The organism is Candidatus Methylomirabilota bacterium, assembly GCA_028870115.1.
Lineage (GTDB): Bacteria > Methylomirabilota > Methylomirabilia > Methylomirabilales > Methylomirabilaceae > Methylomirabilis.
Window position 1 is genome coordinate 1 of the sequence record JAGWQH010000115.1, and the last position, 16,296, is coordinate 16,296.

At 60.4% G+C, this 16,296-nt stretch carries 14 protein-coding genes and 4 pseudogenes; 11 read left to right on the forward strand and 7 right to left on the reverse strand.

The window, feature by feature from the left end; translation table 11 throughout:
* Positions 1 to 249 precede the first annotated feature (249 nt).
* Together KGL31_13950 and KGL31_13955 are read left to right on the forward strand one after the other, a co-directional pair.
* Positions 250 to 606 carry a BON domain-containing protein gene (locus KGL31_13950; protein MDE2322985.1) on the forward strand — a complete coding sequence of 119 codons (357 nt, stop codon included), beginning with the start codon at positions 250 to 252 and terminating at the stop codon, positions 604 to 606.
* 27 nt (positions 607 to 633) lie between these two features.
* Positions 634 to 843 (forward strand): annotated as a pseudogene (locus tag KGL31_13955) (hypothetical protein).
* Positions 844 to 1,580: 737 nt separating this feature from the next.
* Here KGL31_13955 and KGL31_13960 read toward each other — a convergent pair.
* From KGL31_13960 to KGL31_13975, 4 genes and pseudogenes are all read right to left on the reverse strand, one after another.
* Complete coding sequence (locus KGL31_13960; protein ID MDE2322986.1) at positions 1,581 to 1,898, reverse strand: DNA-binding transcriptional regulator; 318 nt, start codon at positions 1,896 to 1,898, stop codon at positions 1,581 to 1,583.
* An 88-nt stretch (positions 1,899 to 1,986) separates the two neighbouring features.
* Entirely contained in the window at positions 1,987 to 2,283 is a 297-nt protein-coding gene (locus KGL31_13965) for an XRE family transcriptional regulator (protein MDE2322987.1), read from the reverse strand.
* Positions 2,283 to 2,630 carry a type II toxin-antitoxin system RelE/ParE family toxin gene (locus KGL31_13970; protein MDE2322988.1) on the reverse strand — a complete coding sequence of 116 codons (348 nt, stop codon included), beginning with the start codon at positions 2,628 to 2,630 and terminating at the stop codon, positions 2,283 to 2,285. Before KGL31_13970 ends, KGL31_13965 begins: the two co-directional genes overlap by 1 nt.
* A gap of 133 nt (positions 2,631 to 2,763) precedes the next feature.
* Positions 2,764 to 3,723: pseudogene (locus KGL31_13975) on the reverse strand (endonuclease/exonuclease/phosphatase family protein).
* A 461-nt stretch (positions 3,724 to 4,184) separates the two neighbouring features.
* Between KGL31_13975 and KGL31_13980 the strand changes: the two are divergent.
* The 6 genes and pseudogenes from KGL31_13980 to KGL31_14005 all read left to right on the forward strand — a co-directional run bounded on the left by KGL31_13980 (position 4,185) and on the right by KGL31_14005 (position 11,860).
* Complete coding sequence (locus KGL31_13980; protein MDE2322989.1) at positions 4,185 to 4,568, forward strand: hypothetical protein; 384 nt, start codon at positions 4,185 to 4,187, stop codon at positions 4,566 to 4,568.
* Between the two features lie 247 nt (positions 4,569 to 4,815).
* Entirely contained in the window at positions 4,816 to 7,170 is a 2,355-nt protein-coding gene (locus KGL31_13985; GenBank protein ID MDE2322990.1) for a DEAD/DEAH box helicase, read from the forward strand.
* Positions 7,171 to 7,182: 12 nt separating this feature from the next.
* Positions 7,183 to 8,346, forward strand: a complete 1,164-nt coding sequence (locus tag KGL31_13990; GenBank protein ID MDE2322991.1) for a DUF3883 domain-containing protein — start codon at positions 7,183 to 7,185, stop codon at positions 8,344 to 8,346.
* Positions 8,343 to 9,704: a putative DNA binding domain-containing protein gene (locus KGL31_13995; protein MDE2322992.1), complete on the forward strand. Its 1,362-nt coding sequence runs from the start codon at positions 8,343 to 8,345 to the stop codon at positions 9,702 to 9,704. Before KGL31_13990 ends, KGL31_13995 begins: the two co-directional genes overlap by 4 nt.
* Before the next feature lie 117 nt (positions 9,705 to 9,821).
* Positions 9,822 to 10,145 (forward strand): annotated as a pseudogene (locus KGL31_14000) (UvrD-helicase domain-containing protein).
* Positions 10,146 to 10,463: 318 nt separating this feature from the next.
* A pseudogene (locus KGL31_14005) lies at positions 10,464 to 11,860 on the forward strand (IS1182 family transposase).
* Between the two features lie 143 nt (positions 11,861 to 12,003).
* Here the strand turns inward: KGL31_14005 and KGL31_14010 are convergent.
* Both KGL31_14010 and KGL31_14015 read right to left on the reverse strand, forming a co-directional pair.
* Entirely contained in the window at positions 12,004 to 12,147 is a 144-nt protein-coding gene (locus KGL31_14010) for a hypothetical protein (protein MDE2322993.1), read from the reverse strand.
* Positions 12,148 to 12,314: 167 nt separating this feature from the next.
* Positions 12,315 to 13,175, reverse strand: coding sequence for a YihY/virulence factor BrkB family protein (locus KGL31_14015; GenBank protein ID MDE2322994.1), 861 nt, complete (start codon positions 13,173 to 13,175; stop codon positions 12,315 to 12,317).
* A 158-nt stretch (positions 13,176 to 13,333) separates the two neighbouring features.
* Here KGL31_14015 and KGL31_14020 point away from each other — a divergent pair, with 158 nt between their 5' ends.
* The 3 genes from KGL31_14020 to KGL31_14030 all read left to right on the forward strand — a co-directional run bounded on the left by KGL31_14020 (position 13,334) and on the right by KGL31_14030 (position 14,941).
* Positions 13,334 to 13,732, forward strand: a complete 399-nt coding sequence (locus KGL31_14020; GenBank protein MDE2322995.1) for a PPOX class F420-dependent oxidoreductase — start codon at positions 13,334 to 13,336, stop codon at positions 13,730 to 13,732.
* A gap of 416 nt (positions 13,733 to 14,148) precedes the next feature.
* A complete protein-coding gene (locus KGL31_14025) occupies positions 14,149 to 14,394 on the forward strand; it encodes an alkaline phosphatase family protein (protein ID MDE2322996.1) in 246 nt (81 codons plus the stop codon).
* 31 nt (positions 14,395 to 14,425) lie between these two features.
* Entirely contained in the window at positions 14,426 to 14,941 is a 516-nt protein-coding gene (locus KGL31_14030) for a hypothetical protein (GenBank protein MDE2322997.1), read from the forward strand.
* A gap of 87 nt (positions 14,942 to 15,028) precedes the next feature.
* Here the strand turns inward: KGL31_14030 and KGL31_14035 are convergent.
* Positions 15,029 to 16,296, reverse strand: a 1,268-nt coding sequence (locus KGL31_14035) for a phosphoketolase family protein (GenBank protein ID MDE2322998.1), incomplete at its 5' end; no start/stop codon positions are given.

Here is a 16,296-nt window from a genome sequence, read left to right on the forward strand (position 1 = left end):
GGGATTTCGCGCGCTGCCCGTACTCCGACAGGCCATGCAGCATGAACTCGGTGCACAGGCACGACTGACCGAACAGCAGGTGGCGTGATCTCATGACCGGGAGCTGGCTTCGCATAGTTCAACTAATTTTGGGATTGACTCAAGCCGGAAGCTAAGGTAACGGACCGACCGGGCGTTGCTGAGTTAGGGGCAGGAGTCGTAAAGCGGTCGTCGAGGTCGTGGCTCTGGCCGGCTGTGGCCGGAGTGGTATTGCTGCTTGTTGGCGGAGGCGGATACCTCTACTACACCGGCTTTCTCGCGAAAGATCCGGCCAAGGTCCAGATGACACTTGACGCGGAATTGAAGGCGCAAGGACTGGACGACATTCATGTGGAAGTCAGCAAAGACCGGGTGGTAACCGTCAGTGGGTTTGTGGAGAACGAGGCCGATAAGGGGAGAGCGCTAGGGATTGTAGAATCGGACAAGGATGTGAAAGATATCGAAAATCGCATCACTGTGGCGACTGCGAAAGCCAGCCCTGCAAGGGGCACCACTGAGTCTCCAAACGCTCAACCGCCTTCGATGAGGAAAGTAGAAGAGCTGATTAAGCAAGGGACTTTTGAATAAGCTGCCGAGGTAGGGGGAAAAGAAGCGATGAAAAGCAAACGGCTTACTAGCATCCTTGTCGTTGCCGCGTTTGGGGCAATGACGCTGACTGGGTGTGCGACTTCTTCGCAGACGGGAGCGGCCGTCGGCGGCCTGAGTGGCGCAGGGCTTGGAGCTGCGATCAGCGCTGCTACGGGAGGGAACGCGTGGCTCGGGGCTTTGATTGGAGGCGCTGTCGGGTCTGTGGCAGGGGCCCTGATTGCACCAGAACTTGAGCGGTCACGAGCTGAGGCCGTGGCTCATAGTCATTATAAGCCTAAACAAGGCCACCGATTAATTGTAGAAGGGGCCGAGGTGGTCCCGGCAATTGCAAAGCCTGGAGATGAGGTCCGAGTCAAGGTTCGGTATAGCGTCTTAGCTCCTGATCCACAGGTCACGATTCCCGTCACAGAGACCTGGCAGTTCCTGTTCAAGAATCAGCCCGTTGGAGAACCCATCCGAAAGCCAATGCAAAATAAGGCGCAGGGCGGCTACTCCAGTATCTATAAGTTTAAGGTCACGCCAGATTTCCCTCCCGGAAATTACCACGTCCTTGTCACGATAAGTAACGGAAAAGCATCGAGGTCGATTGGTAGGAACTTTTCGATCTAAGGGGGGCCGGATAGAAAACGAGATATTATTAGATCGTGGCGTTGACGACCTCCAGGTCAGCATGGAGTCGGGTAATCGTGAAGTGTCTTTGTCAACTTGATATGGTCTACTGTGATCACTTGATTTGGCCCCGCTCTTAGCGCCTCGATCGGGTCCAGTAGGATATGTCCGACCTGCCAGTGCCTGGCGTGCGCCATCCCAGCGACTTTAGGGCACGTCATGCCCCATCCTAACTACGCCGGCACCTTACCGTGCGCTACGGCGATCTGTCGCGCACCCAGCATGGGGTGCTGCTGTACGGCCTGACGAGTACGTACGTATCCTCTTGTGAGGTCTTGCGATCTTCAGGCCACTGCCGTGATGCCGTGCTTCTCGACAAGGGACAGGAGCTTCAGGGCCGGGCCTGAAGGCCGCTTCTCGCCCCGCTCCCACTTGCTCACCAGATTCGGCGTCACGTTGAGATAGGTCGCGAAGACCGCCTGGCTTACGTGCTCCCGCTCCCGGATGGCCTTGATCTGCTGTGCCGTCAGCGGCCGGACAGGTGTCAGGCACGCCTCGTCAAATCGGCGCATCGTCTGCTTATCGATGGCGCCCACCTTGTGCAGGGCCTCCATCGTTTCATGGATGGAGGCCATCGCGTCGCTTCGGTACTTCTTGCTCATGGTCGTTTCACGAGTTTATTGAGGTGCTGAACGGTCGGCTGGCGCAGGCGACAGTGATTCGTTGGGCGGGAGTGGGCAAATTTGCGTCCTAGACCAGTTCGAGTTTGACCTGACGTCCGATGGCGTGGGCCGCGCGGGTGAGGGTTTCCAACGTGACGGAGTAGGTGGTGGGATCAAGCAGTCTGTTGAGCTGGCTGCGGCTAGTGACCATCCGGCGGGCCATTTCTGCTTTGGTGATATGCTGCGTGGCCATGGTCTGCGCAATCTGCCAGGCGAGCACGCGCTTGATGGCCACAGCCTGAGTGGATTCGTATGTGCCTTCTTCCTTCAGGAACTCGTCGAGTGTGGAACCGATGGTTCCCTTCTGTCGGGTGCGCTTTCGCATCATTGGATCTCCCTCATCCTCTTGCGGGCTAGAGCCAAGTCCTCCTGTGGGGTGATTTGGGTCTTTTTGACGAAGGCGTGCAGAAGTATCATCTGGCCGCGAGCGATACAAAAAATGATACGTGCGATTCGGTTATCCGACACGTTGCTGCGGACCTCCCAGAGACCGTGTCCCAGAGGGCGGCAGACAGGCATGCCGACCGGCCAGCCATATTCGACCGTGGCGATGTCCTGGCCAATCTCACGGCGATCCTCGGATGATAGGGACTTCAACCAGTCGCGGACGGGCTCAGTGCCTCCTGGAGTGCGGTAAAACGCCGCGACTATCTTTTTAAGGGCCTGTCCCATGCTGGAATGTACCAAAATAGGTACTCCGAGTCAAGAGGAGCGTCGTCGTGTGAAGATCCTTGAAATGCCGTCTTTTAGGCCAGCCTGCGCTCAGGCAATGTCCTGACGGCATTCAACCCGCTGGAATCCCGATCTAGACCGTCAGCTCCATGACCACCGGACAGTGATCGGAGGCCTTCGGTCGATCCACGCCTATGCCGGGAAAGCGCGGCCCCTTGTAACGATCGGCCCGCTTGGGCATCCCCCGTCGTTCAATGTAGGGTGCGTTCCCGTTGGCGTCGGCGAGGCTCTTGGACAGCAAGAGGTAGTCAAGCTGGCGATAGGCCGGTGGGTGCTGACACTGCTTCCTACCCTTGAAGAAGTGAGTCCAGCGCTCCTCTTCCGGGAGCCGATCTACAATATTGACCACCTAGTCCCACCGCACCAATTGCGCGATCCCCGTCTTTCCTTGGGCGTCGGTCTCCAGATAATCGTTGAGGTCGCCCAACACGATGAACGGGTGCTGGCCAGCACTCTCCCAGAAGCGTTGGGTGACAATCTCCTTGACGGTAGCTGCCTGCTTCTCGCGCTTAGCTTGGGTGCGCTGGCGACCCTGGCAACCATCCTGTCGATCCATCATCGATTTGAGGTGGTTGACGTAGAGGGTGAGGGTGGCCTGGCCGGGGAGCTGGACATCCACCTCCAGACAGTCGCGGGAAAAGAGGAACGACTTCCAGGCCGGGACCCAGAGGTGCTGGTAGGTCCGGATGTTCACCAGGGGGTAGCGACTGAGGATGGCCACATCGATGAGCCGGGGGTCGTTCCTATCGATGGCGACGGCATGCGGATAGGTCTTCCGACCGCCCAGGTACAGGTCCCGGAATCGCTTCAGGGTATCGAGGCTTTCGACCTCCTGGAGGGCAAGGACATCGGCCTTGGTGGCGAGGATCGCCTGGGCCGTTAGCGTCTTGCTGGTGTCGTCGTAGATGTCAAAGTGACGCTGGTCGGCCCGCCAGCCGTCGATGATGGCGTCCTGGGGATCGATGCCCTTGTTGAACCTATAGCGGGCGAAGAGGTTCTCGACGTTGAAGGTGCCGATGCGGATGGTGGCCATAAGAACCCTCCTTTATTGGAAGGAATGGCTTTGTGGCTGTTTTCGTTTGGTGCAAATTTAAACCTGACCTCGCGAAACGTCAAGAAAGATACTTTCAGCTCTTGATCGGCCGAGAGCATCCATTCTGGGGGAGCTGTGGCGGCTGTTCTCAGAAATGGTGAAAGTCGGGTGCGCCAACCACCCTCTCAATCAATGCCGCCAAAGGGAATGGTGGCCCATAAGAACGAGTGATAGGACCGGGGCTCCGGTCATGATATGCTTCCGTGTCTGGTAGACCCGCTCATCTTCCGCCATGGGCCTCAAGTTCATGCATGCGGGGAAGGAGGCCAGATGCGCTGATCCTTACCTCAACGTGTGCGTGATTCGATAGGCCTATTTTTTCACAAGAGCCTAGACTTTCAGGGGGTTTTTCGATAAGTTCCCGGGTAGTGTTCGGTCATGAGAGGGAGCAGGGCGAGATAGTGGAGACCTCTGAGGCGATCAGGATCATTGAGGCGCTGGCGAATGGTGCAGACCCTGTTACCGGGGAACTGCTGCCGGAATCGAGCCCCTACAACCATCCGAAGGTCATCAGGGCGCTGTTTCAGACCCTCGAAGCCCTGGAACGCCTGAATGAGAGAGGAAAGCGCCAGCGCATCATGCCTCCTAATGCTGGGAGACCCTGGACCGAGGAGGAGGATCGCCTGCTCTCGGAAGCATTCGACGGTGGTACCTCGATGAAGGATCTCGCTCTGAAGCACGGTCGTACTGACGGTGCCATAGCTGCCAGACTTGTTAAGCTCGGCAAGGTATCGGAACGCGCAGAGGCGTATGATCGGACCGCAAACCCAGGCCAGGGAACATAGCTTCAGCACGAGCGCCTCCGACTTTACTCAAGGTCCAGCCCGCTTGTACCGACACGTGTTTTCGCGCAGTTGAGTGCGGCAGGCAGGCGGCAAACGGATACTTGGCTGAGTAGCGTGGCTACAACACCTTGAACCTGGCCGCAATCCTCTCAGTGGCGGGGACATGGGTTGCGGAATGCGGCGACCAACGGCCCCTGGAGTACTCTGACGAGGCAGAATCAAGAAGGTAGGATCTGAGGTAGGCAACTTGGATAAAGACTTCGCCCCTGGTGACGTGGTCGCGGGGCTGGACGCGTCCGAACTCGTTGAGATTCAGCGTGTCGCCCCCTTCGGTGGCAAGACGCTCCTTGAAGGAGTCGGGCTTCAGTCCCGCCGACTGGTGAAGCGGCCCTTGGCCACGGAAGAGCTTGCAGCACTCGTCAAGGTACGCGGCGGGCAGCACACGTTCAATGGCGATGCCAGGCTTTTCCTTCTCGGCGCCGAAGCAGAACGTATCCGCATCGCTCACCAGTTTGACCCGCTCTTCGCCGTTAACTCCAGCATCGTTGACCCACTCCCACATCAAGTGGAGGCGGTCTATCGGTACCTCCTCCCCTTGCCGAGAATCCGTTTCCTGCTGGCCGACGACACGGGGGCGGGCAAGACGATCATGACTGGGCTCCTGATCAAGGAGTTGCTATTCCGGGGAGTGCTTCAGAAGGTCCTGATCATTGTTCCAGGCGGCCTGACGAAGCAGTGGAAGGAAGAGGAGCTCCAAGAGAAGTTCGGGCTTTACGCACGGCTCGTCAACCGCGCGTCCTTCGAAGCAGAACCGGGCCAGTTCTCCCGGTATGAAGACGGCATCTTCGTCACGTCCATCGATTTCCTGGCCCGTAATGAAGGCTGTCTCAAGGCCGCCTCTGAAACCCAGTGGGACCTCGTGGTGGTCGACGAGGCCCATAAGCTCTCGGCCTACGAGTACGGCACAAAGTTGGAAGAGAGCGAGCGGTACAAGGCGGTGAAGGCGCTCACTCACAAGACCGACCACCTCCTGTTCCTCACGGCGACTCCGCACCGCGGAAGAAAGGACACGTTCCGCCGGCTACTCCTACTTCTCGATGAGGACCTCTTCCAGAAGGACGAGCATGTTGCCGACCGGGTTCGCGAGCAGGCGGCACCGTACGGCGCATCCGGCGAAGCGGACTTCGACACCGAGCGCCCGATCAGCAAGGCGCGGAATCGATTCTTCCTTCGCCGCCTGAAAGAGGAGATGGTTGATTGGGACAACCAAGCGCTCTTCAAGAATCGCCATACGAAGACGACCGGCTACGACTTGACGCCGGAGGAAAAGATCCTCTATGACGAGGTGACAAGCTACGTTCGCTCAAAGCGCAAGGAGGCCAAGGCGAAGAAGAACCGGAACGTCGAGTTGACCCTCATGGTCATGCAGCGCCGTCTGGCCAGCAGCCTCTACGCCATCACGCGGACCCTTGACAATCGACTCCGGGCCCTGAATGAGGTCCTCGCCATACTCAGAGATCCCAGCCGTTCAGCGGCAGAGAAGAAACGGTTGTTCCGGGAGACTCCAGACCCAAGCGATCCGCGGGACATCACGGAATACGAGGACCTCACCGAAGAGGAACGCGAGCGGGTCGACCAGCGGATCTTCCGCCAGGTCCTGACGGACGATCCGAACAAGGTCGAAGAAGAACGCGACGAAGTCGAACGGCTCTTCCGACTGGCCGACAGCCTGAAGCACCACAAAGAGGCGAAGTTTGTCGAGCTTCTCACCGTCTTGGATTCCTCCGATGTGATCCGAGCGGAGGATGAAAAGCTCCTGATCTTTACCGAACACCGCGACACGCTCAACAGCCTTGCCAAGCGCCTCGAGGGAAAGGGGTACACGGTCGCTACGATCCATGGCGGCATGGACGTGGATACGCGCAAACAGGCCCAGCGCACGTTTCGCACGCGGGCCAAGATCATGGTCGCCACCGACGCGGCGGGTGAAGGCATTAACCTTCAGTTCTGTCGCTACCTCATCAATTGGGACATCCCGTGGAATCCCAACAGACTTGAACAGCGGATGGGGCGCATCCACCGGTATGGCCAGGCCGATGACGTGTGGGTCTACAACCTGGTTGCCAGCAATACTCGGGAGGGATCGGTCCTCCAGAAGATCCTCTCGAAACTGGACATCATGCGCGAACAGATGGGGTCTGACCGGGTCTACGACGTGATCGACGAATGGCTGGAGGATGTGCCGCTGGTACGACTGATTGAAAGTGCCATTGATGCGGACGATGAATCAGCGAGTTCCAGAGACACCGACGTTGCCCTGGCGGCGGCATCACGCGAGAGGGCCGAGCAGCTCATGGCTATCCAGAAGAAGATCTCGCTTGCCTCGCGCCTCGATTTGAGATCCGCCCGCGAGCTGCGCGACGCATCGGACGAGCGCCGACTTCAGCCATTGTTTATCCAGCGGTTCTTCGAACGCGCTTGGACGGCAAGTGGGGGCACCGTCCGTAAGGACGATTACTGTCCAGTCTGGCACATCGGCTCTACGCCAACAGCCCTGCTCGAACTCGCCAGGAAGCAGCGACAGGCTCTATCCGAGAACTAGGGTACTCCCTTCGTGTTCGACAAGCAGCTCGTGAGCGTCGCGAGCAAAGTGCGTACCCCTGAGCGCACGAAGCTCATGGGACCCGGGCACCCGCTGTTCGATACCCTAATCGAGTGGGCGATTCGTGAGGCGCGTCAAGCCTTTGCCAAAGGGGCAACCCTCGTGGACCCCAATATCGCCAAGCCACAGCGAGTCTGGCTCGTCCGTTCAACAATTGAGGATGGACGTCGGCAATGGCGTCAGGATCGTCGTAAGCCACCGGCCCATAAGCGGCTGGCCATAGTGGTTCACGACCATATGGGTCTTCGCACAACCTCACCGTCGTACTTGCTCAACTGTACGGCTCCGGAGGCTGCCATCCCGGTTCCCGATGTGGTATCGAAGTCCGCCGAGGAGATTCAGGCATGGGCCTACGAGCAGATCACCGAGCGGCAGCTCGACCAGGTGACAACTATCCGCACTGAGGAGTGCGACCTGCGCCGGGAATACCTGAACACGGCCTTTACGGATCTTATCCTCGACCTGCAGGGAGAACTGAACGACCTTCAGCAGGCACTACTGTACGGCGACGATGATGCTCAGGAACGTGAGCGACTTCAACGGCGAGTTGAAGATCTGAAGGCTCGGAAGGTGGAACGGCTCAAGGAGTTGGAGCTTATGATGAAGTTGACCGCCAACCTCCCCGATCTTCTGACGGAGGCTGTGATCGCCCCGGTTCCTGTGGCGACGGTGGAAAGCGAGGAGGAGGCGCCGGCGAAAGGCTTCCCGATGCGCCGCGACGACGAAGTCGAGGCCATCGCGATGGATGTGGCTATGCGCTACGAGCGCAGTCGTGGATGGACGCCCACAGACGTGAGCCGGGATGGAGAGCACTACGACGTTCGATCCGAGGGGCCGGGTGGCGAGAAACGGTTCATCGAGGTCAAAGGCCGAGCCCAGTCGGGCGCTATCATCCTGACGGGTCCAGAATTGGACAAGTTGGGTCAGCTCGGCGAGCGGGCTTGGCTCTACGTCATTACCTTCTGCAAGGGTGAGCGGCCGCGGTTACGGATTATCCAAGACCCAATTTCGAAGCTCACCCCGGAGATGCTGTACCGACAGATCCAGTACCTCATTGAAGAGAACGACTGGGCGGGACAGGGGGTTGAAGTCGCACCGGACGGATGGTCGGAATGATCGAAGGATTCCTGGCCCGTGATGAGGGTAAGACGCTGGAGTTCAAGGAGAACTGCCGCCCGCTTCAGGGTATCGTGCGGACTGCCGTCGCCTTTGCCAACACTGCGGGTGGTACTATTGTCATCGGCGTGAAGGACAAAACGAAAGAGGTGATCGGCATCGCTGATCCTCTGCTGAACGAGGAGCGGCTGGCCAATGCTTTTGCTGATGGCATCCGCCCGCTGCTGGTTCCCGACATCCAAATCCACGCCTGGCGAAAGCGGCAACTGCTTGTTGTGACGGTGCCGCATGCTGTAGGACCGTTTTACGTCCGCTCCGAAGGGTCTGAAGCCGGTGTCTATATCCGGCTCGGATCGACCAACCGCCCGGCGGGACCGGAATTGCTCGCAGAACTCCAACGCCTGGCCCGAAACACGTTCTTTGACGAGCAGCCCTGCTCGGAAACGAACTCGGATGATATTGACGTCCGAGTAGCGTCCGAGTTCTTCGCAGCCGTCTCTAGACCGCTAAGCCCGGCAAAACAGCGGTCCCTGGGGCTGCTGGTGGGACAAGGTACGCGAGCAGTGCCGAGCATCGGAGCCGTACTCCTCTTCGGCAAGACGCGGGGGCGCCTGTTCCCCTCGGCTACGATACGTTGCGCGCGATTCCTCGGGAAGGACACAGCCAAGTTCCTGGATCAAACCGAGATTGATGAGTATCTGCCGAAGTCCGTGGACAGCGCGGTAGCGTTCATCGAGCGCCACACGCGGCAGGGCATCGAGATTGGGCGCGTTCGACGGCGCGACGTGCCGGAGTACCCGGTCGAGGCGGTGCGCGAGGCGATCATCAATGCTATCGTCCACGCCGACTACAGCATTGGCGGGGCCGGTACGAAGATCGCCATCTTCGACGACCGGATCGAGATCACGAACCCTGGCTTGCTCCCGTTTGGACTGACGCTGGAGGCCGCTCTGGCAGGTGTCTCACGCCTCCGCAACCGCGTGATTGGCCGAACGTTCCGCGAACTGGGACTCATCGAGCAGTGGGGCTCAGGTCTCGGCCGGATCACGGCCGCCTGCGCAAACGCCGGCCAGCCTGCCCCGCGATTCGAGGAACTGGGCACCAACTTCAGGGTGACACTGTTCGGGGAGCGCGTGAAGGCTCCAGCGCAGCCGGAGTGGCAATCCGCGCTGCTGACGTATCTGGCCAAGGAAGGCCGTACCACGACGCGGGACGCTGCAACACTGTGGGAGATATCGACGCGTAACGCCCGCGGCCGATTACTCGCCTTGGTGAAGAGCGGGCTGCTCGTCGAAGTCGGGCGCGGGCCTACGGATCCCTATCGCGTGTACGTCCTGAAGGAAACGCACGATGGCTGATGCGGCCCGTTTCCGCTGGAGCGCCTGGCTGTGGGCGGCCGGACAAGCTCTGAAACGAGCTCTGATGGGAAGGCCATCAGAGCTGCATCAGAGCTCGTCGTTCAAGGAGCGAAGAACATGAACGGTGCCGGATTCAGGTGGGACGATGGCCTCGTGGGAGCGGCCAGACGTATCGCGGAGTTGAACCACACGCCGATGCGGGTCCTGGCTGGCCCTGGGACGGGAAAGACCTTTGCGCTGATGAGGCGTGTCACGCGCCTTCTCCAAGACGGGGCAACTGCAAATCGGATGCTGGTCTGCACTTTCACTCGAACGGCTGCCCGGGACCTCCAAGGAGAGCTGGCACGGTTGAACGTGGATGGAGCGGACGAGGTTCAGGCCGGAACACTACACTCTTTCTGCTTCGGCCTGCTGAGACGGGAAGAGGTCCTGGAGGCCACAGCCCGCGTGCCTCGGCCCCTACTTGGAGGAGATGAGAAGTATGAGGTGCGATTTCTGTTGGAGGACCTGCGGGGTGAAGGATTTACCGGCGTAGAGGGTTGTAAGGGTCGTCTACGTGCTTTCAATGCGGCATGGGCGCGACTGCAATCCGACAACCCAGGATGGCCGCAGGATAGCGCGGACAAGTCATTTCATGGAGAGCTCCTCGGGTGGCTGCGCTTCCACGAAGCGATGCTTATAGGAGCCTGTCGGAGAAAAATTCGCACGGCATCCATGATGCGTGCTGGACACGCAGACCGTCCGCGCTATACTGGCCGCATGAAAACATTCAAGCCGTATAATCCCGATCAGCTGTTCCTGTTGCCCCCGGCTCTGCGTGACTGGCTCCCCGAAGGCCACCTGGCGCTGTTCATCAGCGATGTGGTGGAGGCGCTCAACCTGACGCCGATCGTCGTCGCCTACGAGGAGGGTGATGGACGCGGACAGCCGCCCTACCACCCGGCGATGATGGTAAAGCTGCTGGTGTACGCCTACTGCATGGGCCAGCCGTCCTCGCGCCAGATTGAGCGTGCGACCTACGAGGAGATCCCCTACCGAATCCTGGCGGCCAACCAGCACCCCGATCACGATAGTCTGGCCGCCTTTCTGCAGCGCCACCTGGCCGCCCTCGCGGGGCTGTTCGCCCAGGTGTTCCAGCTCTGCCAGCGGGCCGGACTGGTGCGCCTGGGACACGTGGCGCTGGATGGGACCAAGATCCTGGCGAATGCCTCCAAGCACAAGGCGATGAGTTACGGCCGGATGGTCGAGGCCGAGCAGACACTGCAGCAGGAGGTCGCAGCCCTCCTCGCCCAGGCCGCCGCCGTCGATGCGGCGGAGGACGCTCAACAGGGACAGGGCCGGTGCGGCGACGAACTGCCCGCCGAGCTGGCCCATCGCAAGAGTCGGCTCGCCAAGATCCGGGAGGCGAAGGCCGCGCTGGAGGCGGAGGCCACCGCGCAAGCCGTCCAGGCCGCGGCGGCCGCGCAGGCGAAGCTGACCGAACGAGCGCAGCGGGCACGCGAGACCGGCCGGAACCCGACAGGTGGGCCACCCACGGTTCCTGATCCGACCACCGCCACCCCGAGACCACAGGCCCAGCGCAACTTCACCGACCCCGAGTCGCGGATCATGAAGGATGGGGCGACGAAGAGTTTCGTCCAGGCCTACAACGCCCAGGCGGCCGTGGACAGTCAGGCGCAGATCATCGTGGCCGCCGCCATCACCCCCAGCAGGCCAACGATAAAGCGCAACTGGTGCCGATGCTGCAGTCCGTGGAGGCCAATCTGTCCCGAACGCCGATGCAGGTCTCGGCGGATGCGGGCTACTTCAGTGCCCCATAGGTGACGGACTCGGCCGTGCGGGGCATCGACCTGTACGTGCCCGCGGACCGGCAGCACCATGGCGAGTTGTCCCCGTCCGCGAGCGACCCCCCGCCGCTCGACGCGCCGGCCATCGCGCAGATGCGGCACACACTGCAGACCGTCGCCGGAGAGGTGATCTACGCCTTGCGCAAGACGATCGTCGAACCCGTCTTCGGCCAGATCAAGGCCGGGCGGGGCTTTCGGCGTTTTGCGTTTCGGGGACAGGCCAGGGTGACTGCGGAGTGGCTGTTGATCTGCCTCACGCACAACCTGTTGAAGTTGTTCCGATCGGGGTGGACCCCCCAGCAGGCGTGACGGGCACGGTCAGAGGCGCTTCGCGACCGAGGCCCTTCGCGCTCTATGAGCGCTGGTGGGCTCCCGCAGTCGGTCGGGACACGACACTTTATGCTGTAACGTGAGTCGCACCGCTATTTCTCCGACAGGCTCCTAGGTCACATTTACAAGAAGGCGGTCACCTGGAAGCTGTCACACGTCAACCCGATTGCCGGAACCGACCCCCTCGAAGAACCGGAGGGGACGCCACGACCGATTACCCCATGGGCTGCGTTCCTGCGGATCGGGTACAGCGCGTGAACGCTCATGCGGTTCCTTCCCTCAGCGCGCTGGTTTAGGGCAAGCACACAGGACGTTGGAAAGTCTCAGGGCGGGTTGGCGACCAAGCGGGCCAATCGGTGGGCCTTGGGGGCCAGTGATGGCCACGGCGCCAAGGGGGACGCGCCCATCGCCGGCTCATGGAGGGACCGTCATGCTAGGATGTCCGCCTGAGCGCCTCCGCAATCGCCCCTCCCAACAGAAAGATGAGCGCCGAATAGTAGAGCCAGAGGAGTAAGGCCATGGCGCTCCCCAGGATTCCGAAGACGGGATTGTACCTGGCGTAGGTCAGGAGGTACCAGTTGAAGAGCTGCCTGGCGAGGTGCCACAGCACGCCCGCGACCACCGCGCCAAGAAGGGCGGCGCGAAGCGGTATGGGGCGAGCAGGCGCAACTCGGTACATCAGGAGGAAGGTGGCCCCAACCAGGGTGGCCGGCAGGAGGTGGAGTAGGAGCCCGTGCGGGACGCTGATCTCGGCCGGCACAACCTCCAAAAGGCGATTGCCAAGCGCCTCAATGACTGTGGCCAGCGAGGCGGCGGCCAGACTCACCAGGAACCCCAGGCTACAGATCAGCATCAGGAAGAGGGCCGTCACCTTACGACGCAGGTAGGAGCGGGACTCCTGGACATTGGAGAGTGCCGTGAGGGCCGATGCCACCATATCGAAGGCACCAGAGGCGACCCACAGGAGGGAGAGCAACCCGAGTCCCCCGGCCACACGACGTCCGTGAATCAGGCTCTGAATGGCCCCCTCAATCTGTGCGCCAGTTGCCCGCGGCAGAACGCGGCGGATCGTCTCGGTGATGATATGCGTGGCCTCCCGTGATGAGCCGGCGAACACTCCCAGAATGGCGCTGCCGATTAAGAGAAACGGAATGAGGGACAGCAGGCCGTAGAAGCTGATGGCGGCCGCCATCATAAAAGGATCTCGTCGGCTCAGGCACCGCCAGAGCTCCCGCAGGAAGCGGGTCGGCCGCCAGCGAAAGGCGGATTGTTGTGTGGCCATGCCGCTCAGCATACCGGTACGGCCGCCCGCGCGCAAGCTGTGTGGCCGGGCGATGGCGAATGGCGCGCGGCCTATCTGGTCACGCGGCGCCCGTCCTTCTCACCCTTGACCGCTGGATTGGGATCCTCCATAATTCGGATTGCACCATCACAGCTAAGGAGGAGCGAACGATGTCGAACGTTATCCCCGAGACCCACCGCGACCTGCTCCAGAAACGCGCCTTCGCGCATCTGGCCACGATCATGCCGGACGGGACCCCTCAGGTGACCCCGGTCTGGTGCGACTATGACGGGACCCATGTTCGGATCAACAGTGCCGAGGGAAGGGTCAAGGATCGCAACATGCGGCGGAACCCGCAGGTGGCGCTGGAGATCATGGACCCTGACAACCCGTACCGTTACCTCGCCCTGCGGGGCCGAGTGGTGGAGATCACCAAGGACGGGGCCGATGCGCACATCGACCTCCTGGCCAAGAAGTATCTGGGGCAGGAGCGCTACCCCTACCGCAGGGCTGGAGAGGTGCGTGTTCTTTACAAGATCCGGCCGGACTACGTCTCTTCGATGGGGTGAGGTCCGGGGCGGCCAGAGCGATGTCAAAGTCACCCGTAAGTAAGGGCTACATGCGGTACGGCTGATCGATCGGCCGTCTTTTTTGTGAACATTGAGCTGTTGCTGCGGAAGATGGGCTAGGGGCTATTGCCCGCAATCTGTGTAACCAGCAATCCGAGCGCTACTCGGCCGATTCACCGCTCCCGAGATATTTTACGGTTTCCGTGTCGATGACATACTTGATTGGATCAACAGGCATTATCACGTACATGGCCGTGACCGCGGCCGCATTACTTTTCCTATGATCATGTGCGCTTGTTTGGAGCACGCTAAGGACCGGTGGCGAGCAGCAGCAGAAGCCTGTCGCCCCACCGCCAGCCACACACGGGCCGCGCGTTATTATCTTCGCGCTTGATGGGGCGGGCCACGATCAGTTAATGCAATCGATCAGTTCGGGCAAGGCGCCGCACATGGCTGCAGTGCTAGGGGGAGGGAAGGGGGCCGGGCTATTCGAGTATGCCTATGCAGCGCCTCACGCATTGAGTATTCTCCCTTCAGACACTATAGCAGGCTGGGCGGCGGTCTTCACAGGAAGGCCGCCGGCATGGAATGGCGTGGCGGGTGACGAATGGTTCAAGCGAGAAACTGCGACGTTTCACGACCCGGTCCCTGTTTTTCTATAGGATACGACCGATATGACCAAAGTTGTGACGGATGATCTTAGAGGATGTGCTGCCGCTGGTCACGGCTTTCGACAGTGCAAATCGCACGGGGCGGCCGATTCCACAGTTGAAGGGAACGCTAGATCTGATTTTCGCGCGGGAGCCAGCCCCCGGAGGCCAGAACGTTCGACCGTATGAGATCTTCGATGGCCGAAGGTTGGTGCCGATCCGTGACTATCTGAGAAAACATCCAAGGCCCGATCTCGTCCGCCTCGAAGAGCGCATGAACCGGCTGAGCGCAGGGCCGTATGGAAATCGCGCTGGCGATATTCTTTTGCTCGCTCGCGCATGCAACAACCTGCCTCTCCAGGACCGATACTATTTTGCCGCATTGACCCATTACACGTGGCACGGAAGCGCGTGCGAGAGGGATGGCCATATCCCGTTCATTCTGGCGCAAACGGGTGGATCGGGTACGCGATTGCGTACCCTGATGAACAAATGTGGTGGCGAGTCGCCCTCCGAGATGAGCTTGACGCCACTCGTGCGTGCGCTGTTCACGAACTAAGAAATTGGAGAACAGAGCAGCGCGCCGGGTCGGCGCACGAGAGGATGTTCCTTCCTCGTCGCTCAAAGGGCTGCGCCTGTTGCATTCTCAAGTTCGTGCGGCGCTCCAGCTCCAGTTGCGAATTTCCGGCATGTCTTGGCCGTGTTTATGGATGTAGTTCTTATGGTCTATCAGCTTATCCCGGATGAACTGTTTGGCATACGCGGCGCGCGATCCCAGGCTCGGCACGCGATCGATGACGTCGCCGGTGAGATGAAAGCGGTCCAGATCGTTCAGCACCGCCATGTCGAACGGCGTCGTTGTCGTGCCCTCCTCCTTGTACCCCCGGACGTGCAGGTTCTTGTGGTTTGTCCGGCGGTAGGTCAGGCGATGAATCAGCCAGGGGTAGCCGTGGAAAGCGAAAATGATCGGCTTGTCCTTGGTGAAGAGCGCGTCGAAGTCCTTGTCGGAGAGTCCGTGCGGGTGCTCGCTTTGCGGCTGGAGGGTCATCAGGTCCACCACGTTAATGACGCGAATCTTCAGCTCAGGAAAGTGCCTGCGAAGCACTTGCACGGCAGCCAGGGTCTCGAGCGTGGGGACATCGCCCGCGCAGGTCATCACGACATCGGGGTCCCCGCCCTGGTCATTGCTGGCCCATTCCCAGATGCCGAGCCCGGCGGTGCAGTGCTTGATGGCAGCGTCCATATCCAGCCATTGCAGGGAGGGCTGCTTGCCCGCGACGATAACATTGACGTAATTGCGGCTCCGCAGGCAGTGATCGGTTATTGACAAGAGCGTGTTGGCATCGGGCGGTAGATACACACGGATAATGTCTGCCTTCTTGTTTACCACGTGGTCGATGAACCCCGGGTCCTGATGGCTGAAGCCGTTGTGGTCCTGTCGCCAGACGTGCGAGGTGAGCAGATAATTCAGCGAGGCAATCGGACGTCGCCACGGGATGTCGCGAGTCACCTTGAGCCACTTAGCGTGCTGGTTAAACATCGAATCCACGATGTGGATAAACGCTTCGTAGCAGGAGAACAGACCGTGCCGGCCCGTGAGGAGATACCCTTCCAGCCACCCCTGGCAGAGATGTTCGCTCAGGACTTCCATCACGCGACCATCGGGTGAGGCGTGGTCGTCGGTCTTCAGGATCTCAGCGATGGACACACGGCCCGTGATGTCGAAAAGATGGGTGAGACGGTTCGACGCTGTCTCGTCCGGGCCGAACACTCGGAAGTTCCGACGATCCCAATTCAGCTTCATCACATCCCGCAGAAACGCTCCCATGATCAACGTGGCCTCGGCCTCGACCGATCCGGGCCTGGCGACCCGCACCGCGTACTCCCGAAAATCCGGCATCCGCAGGTCGCGAA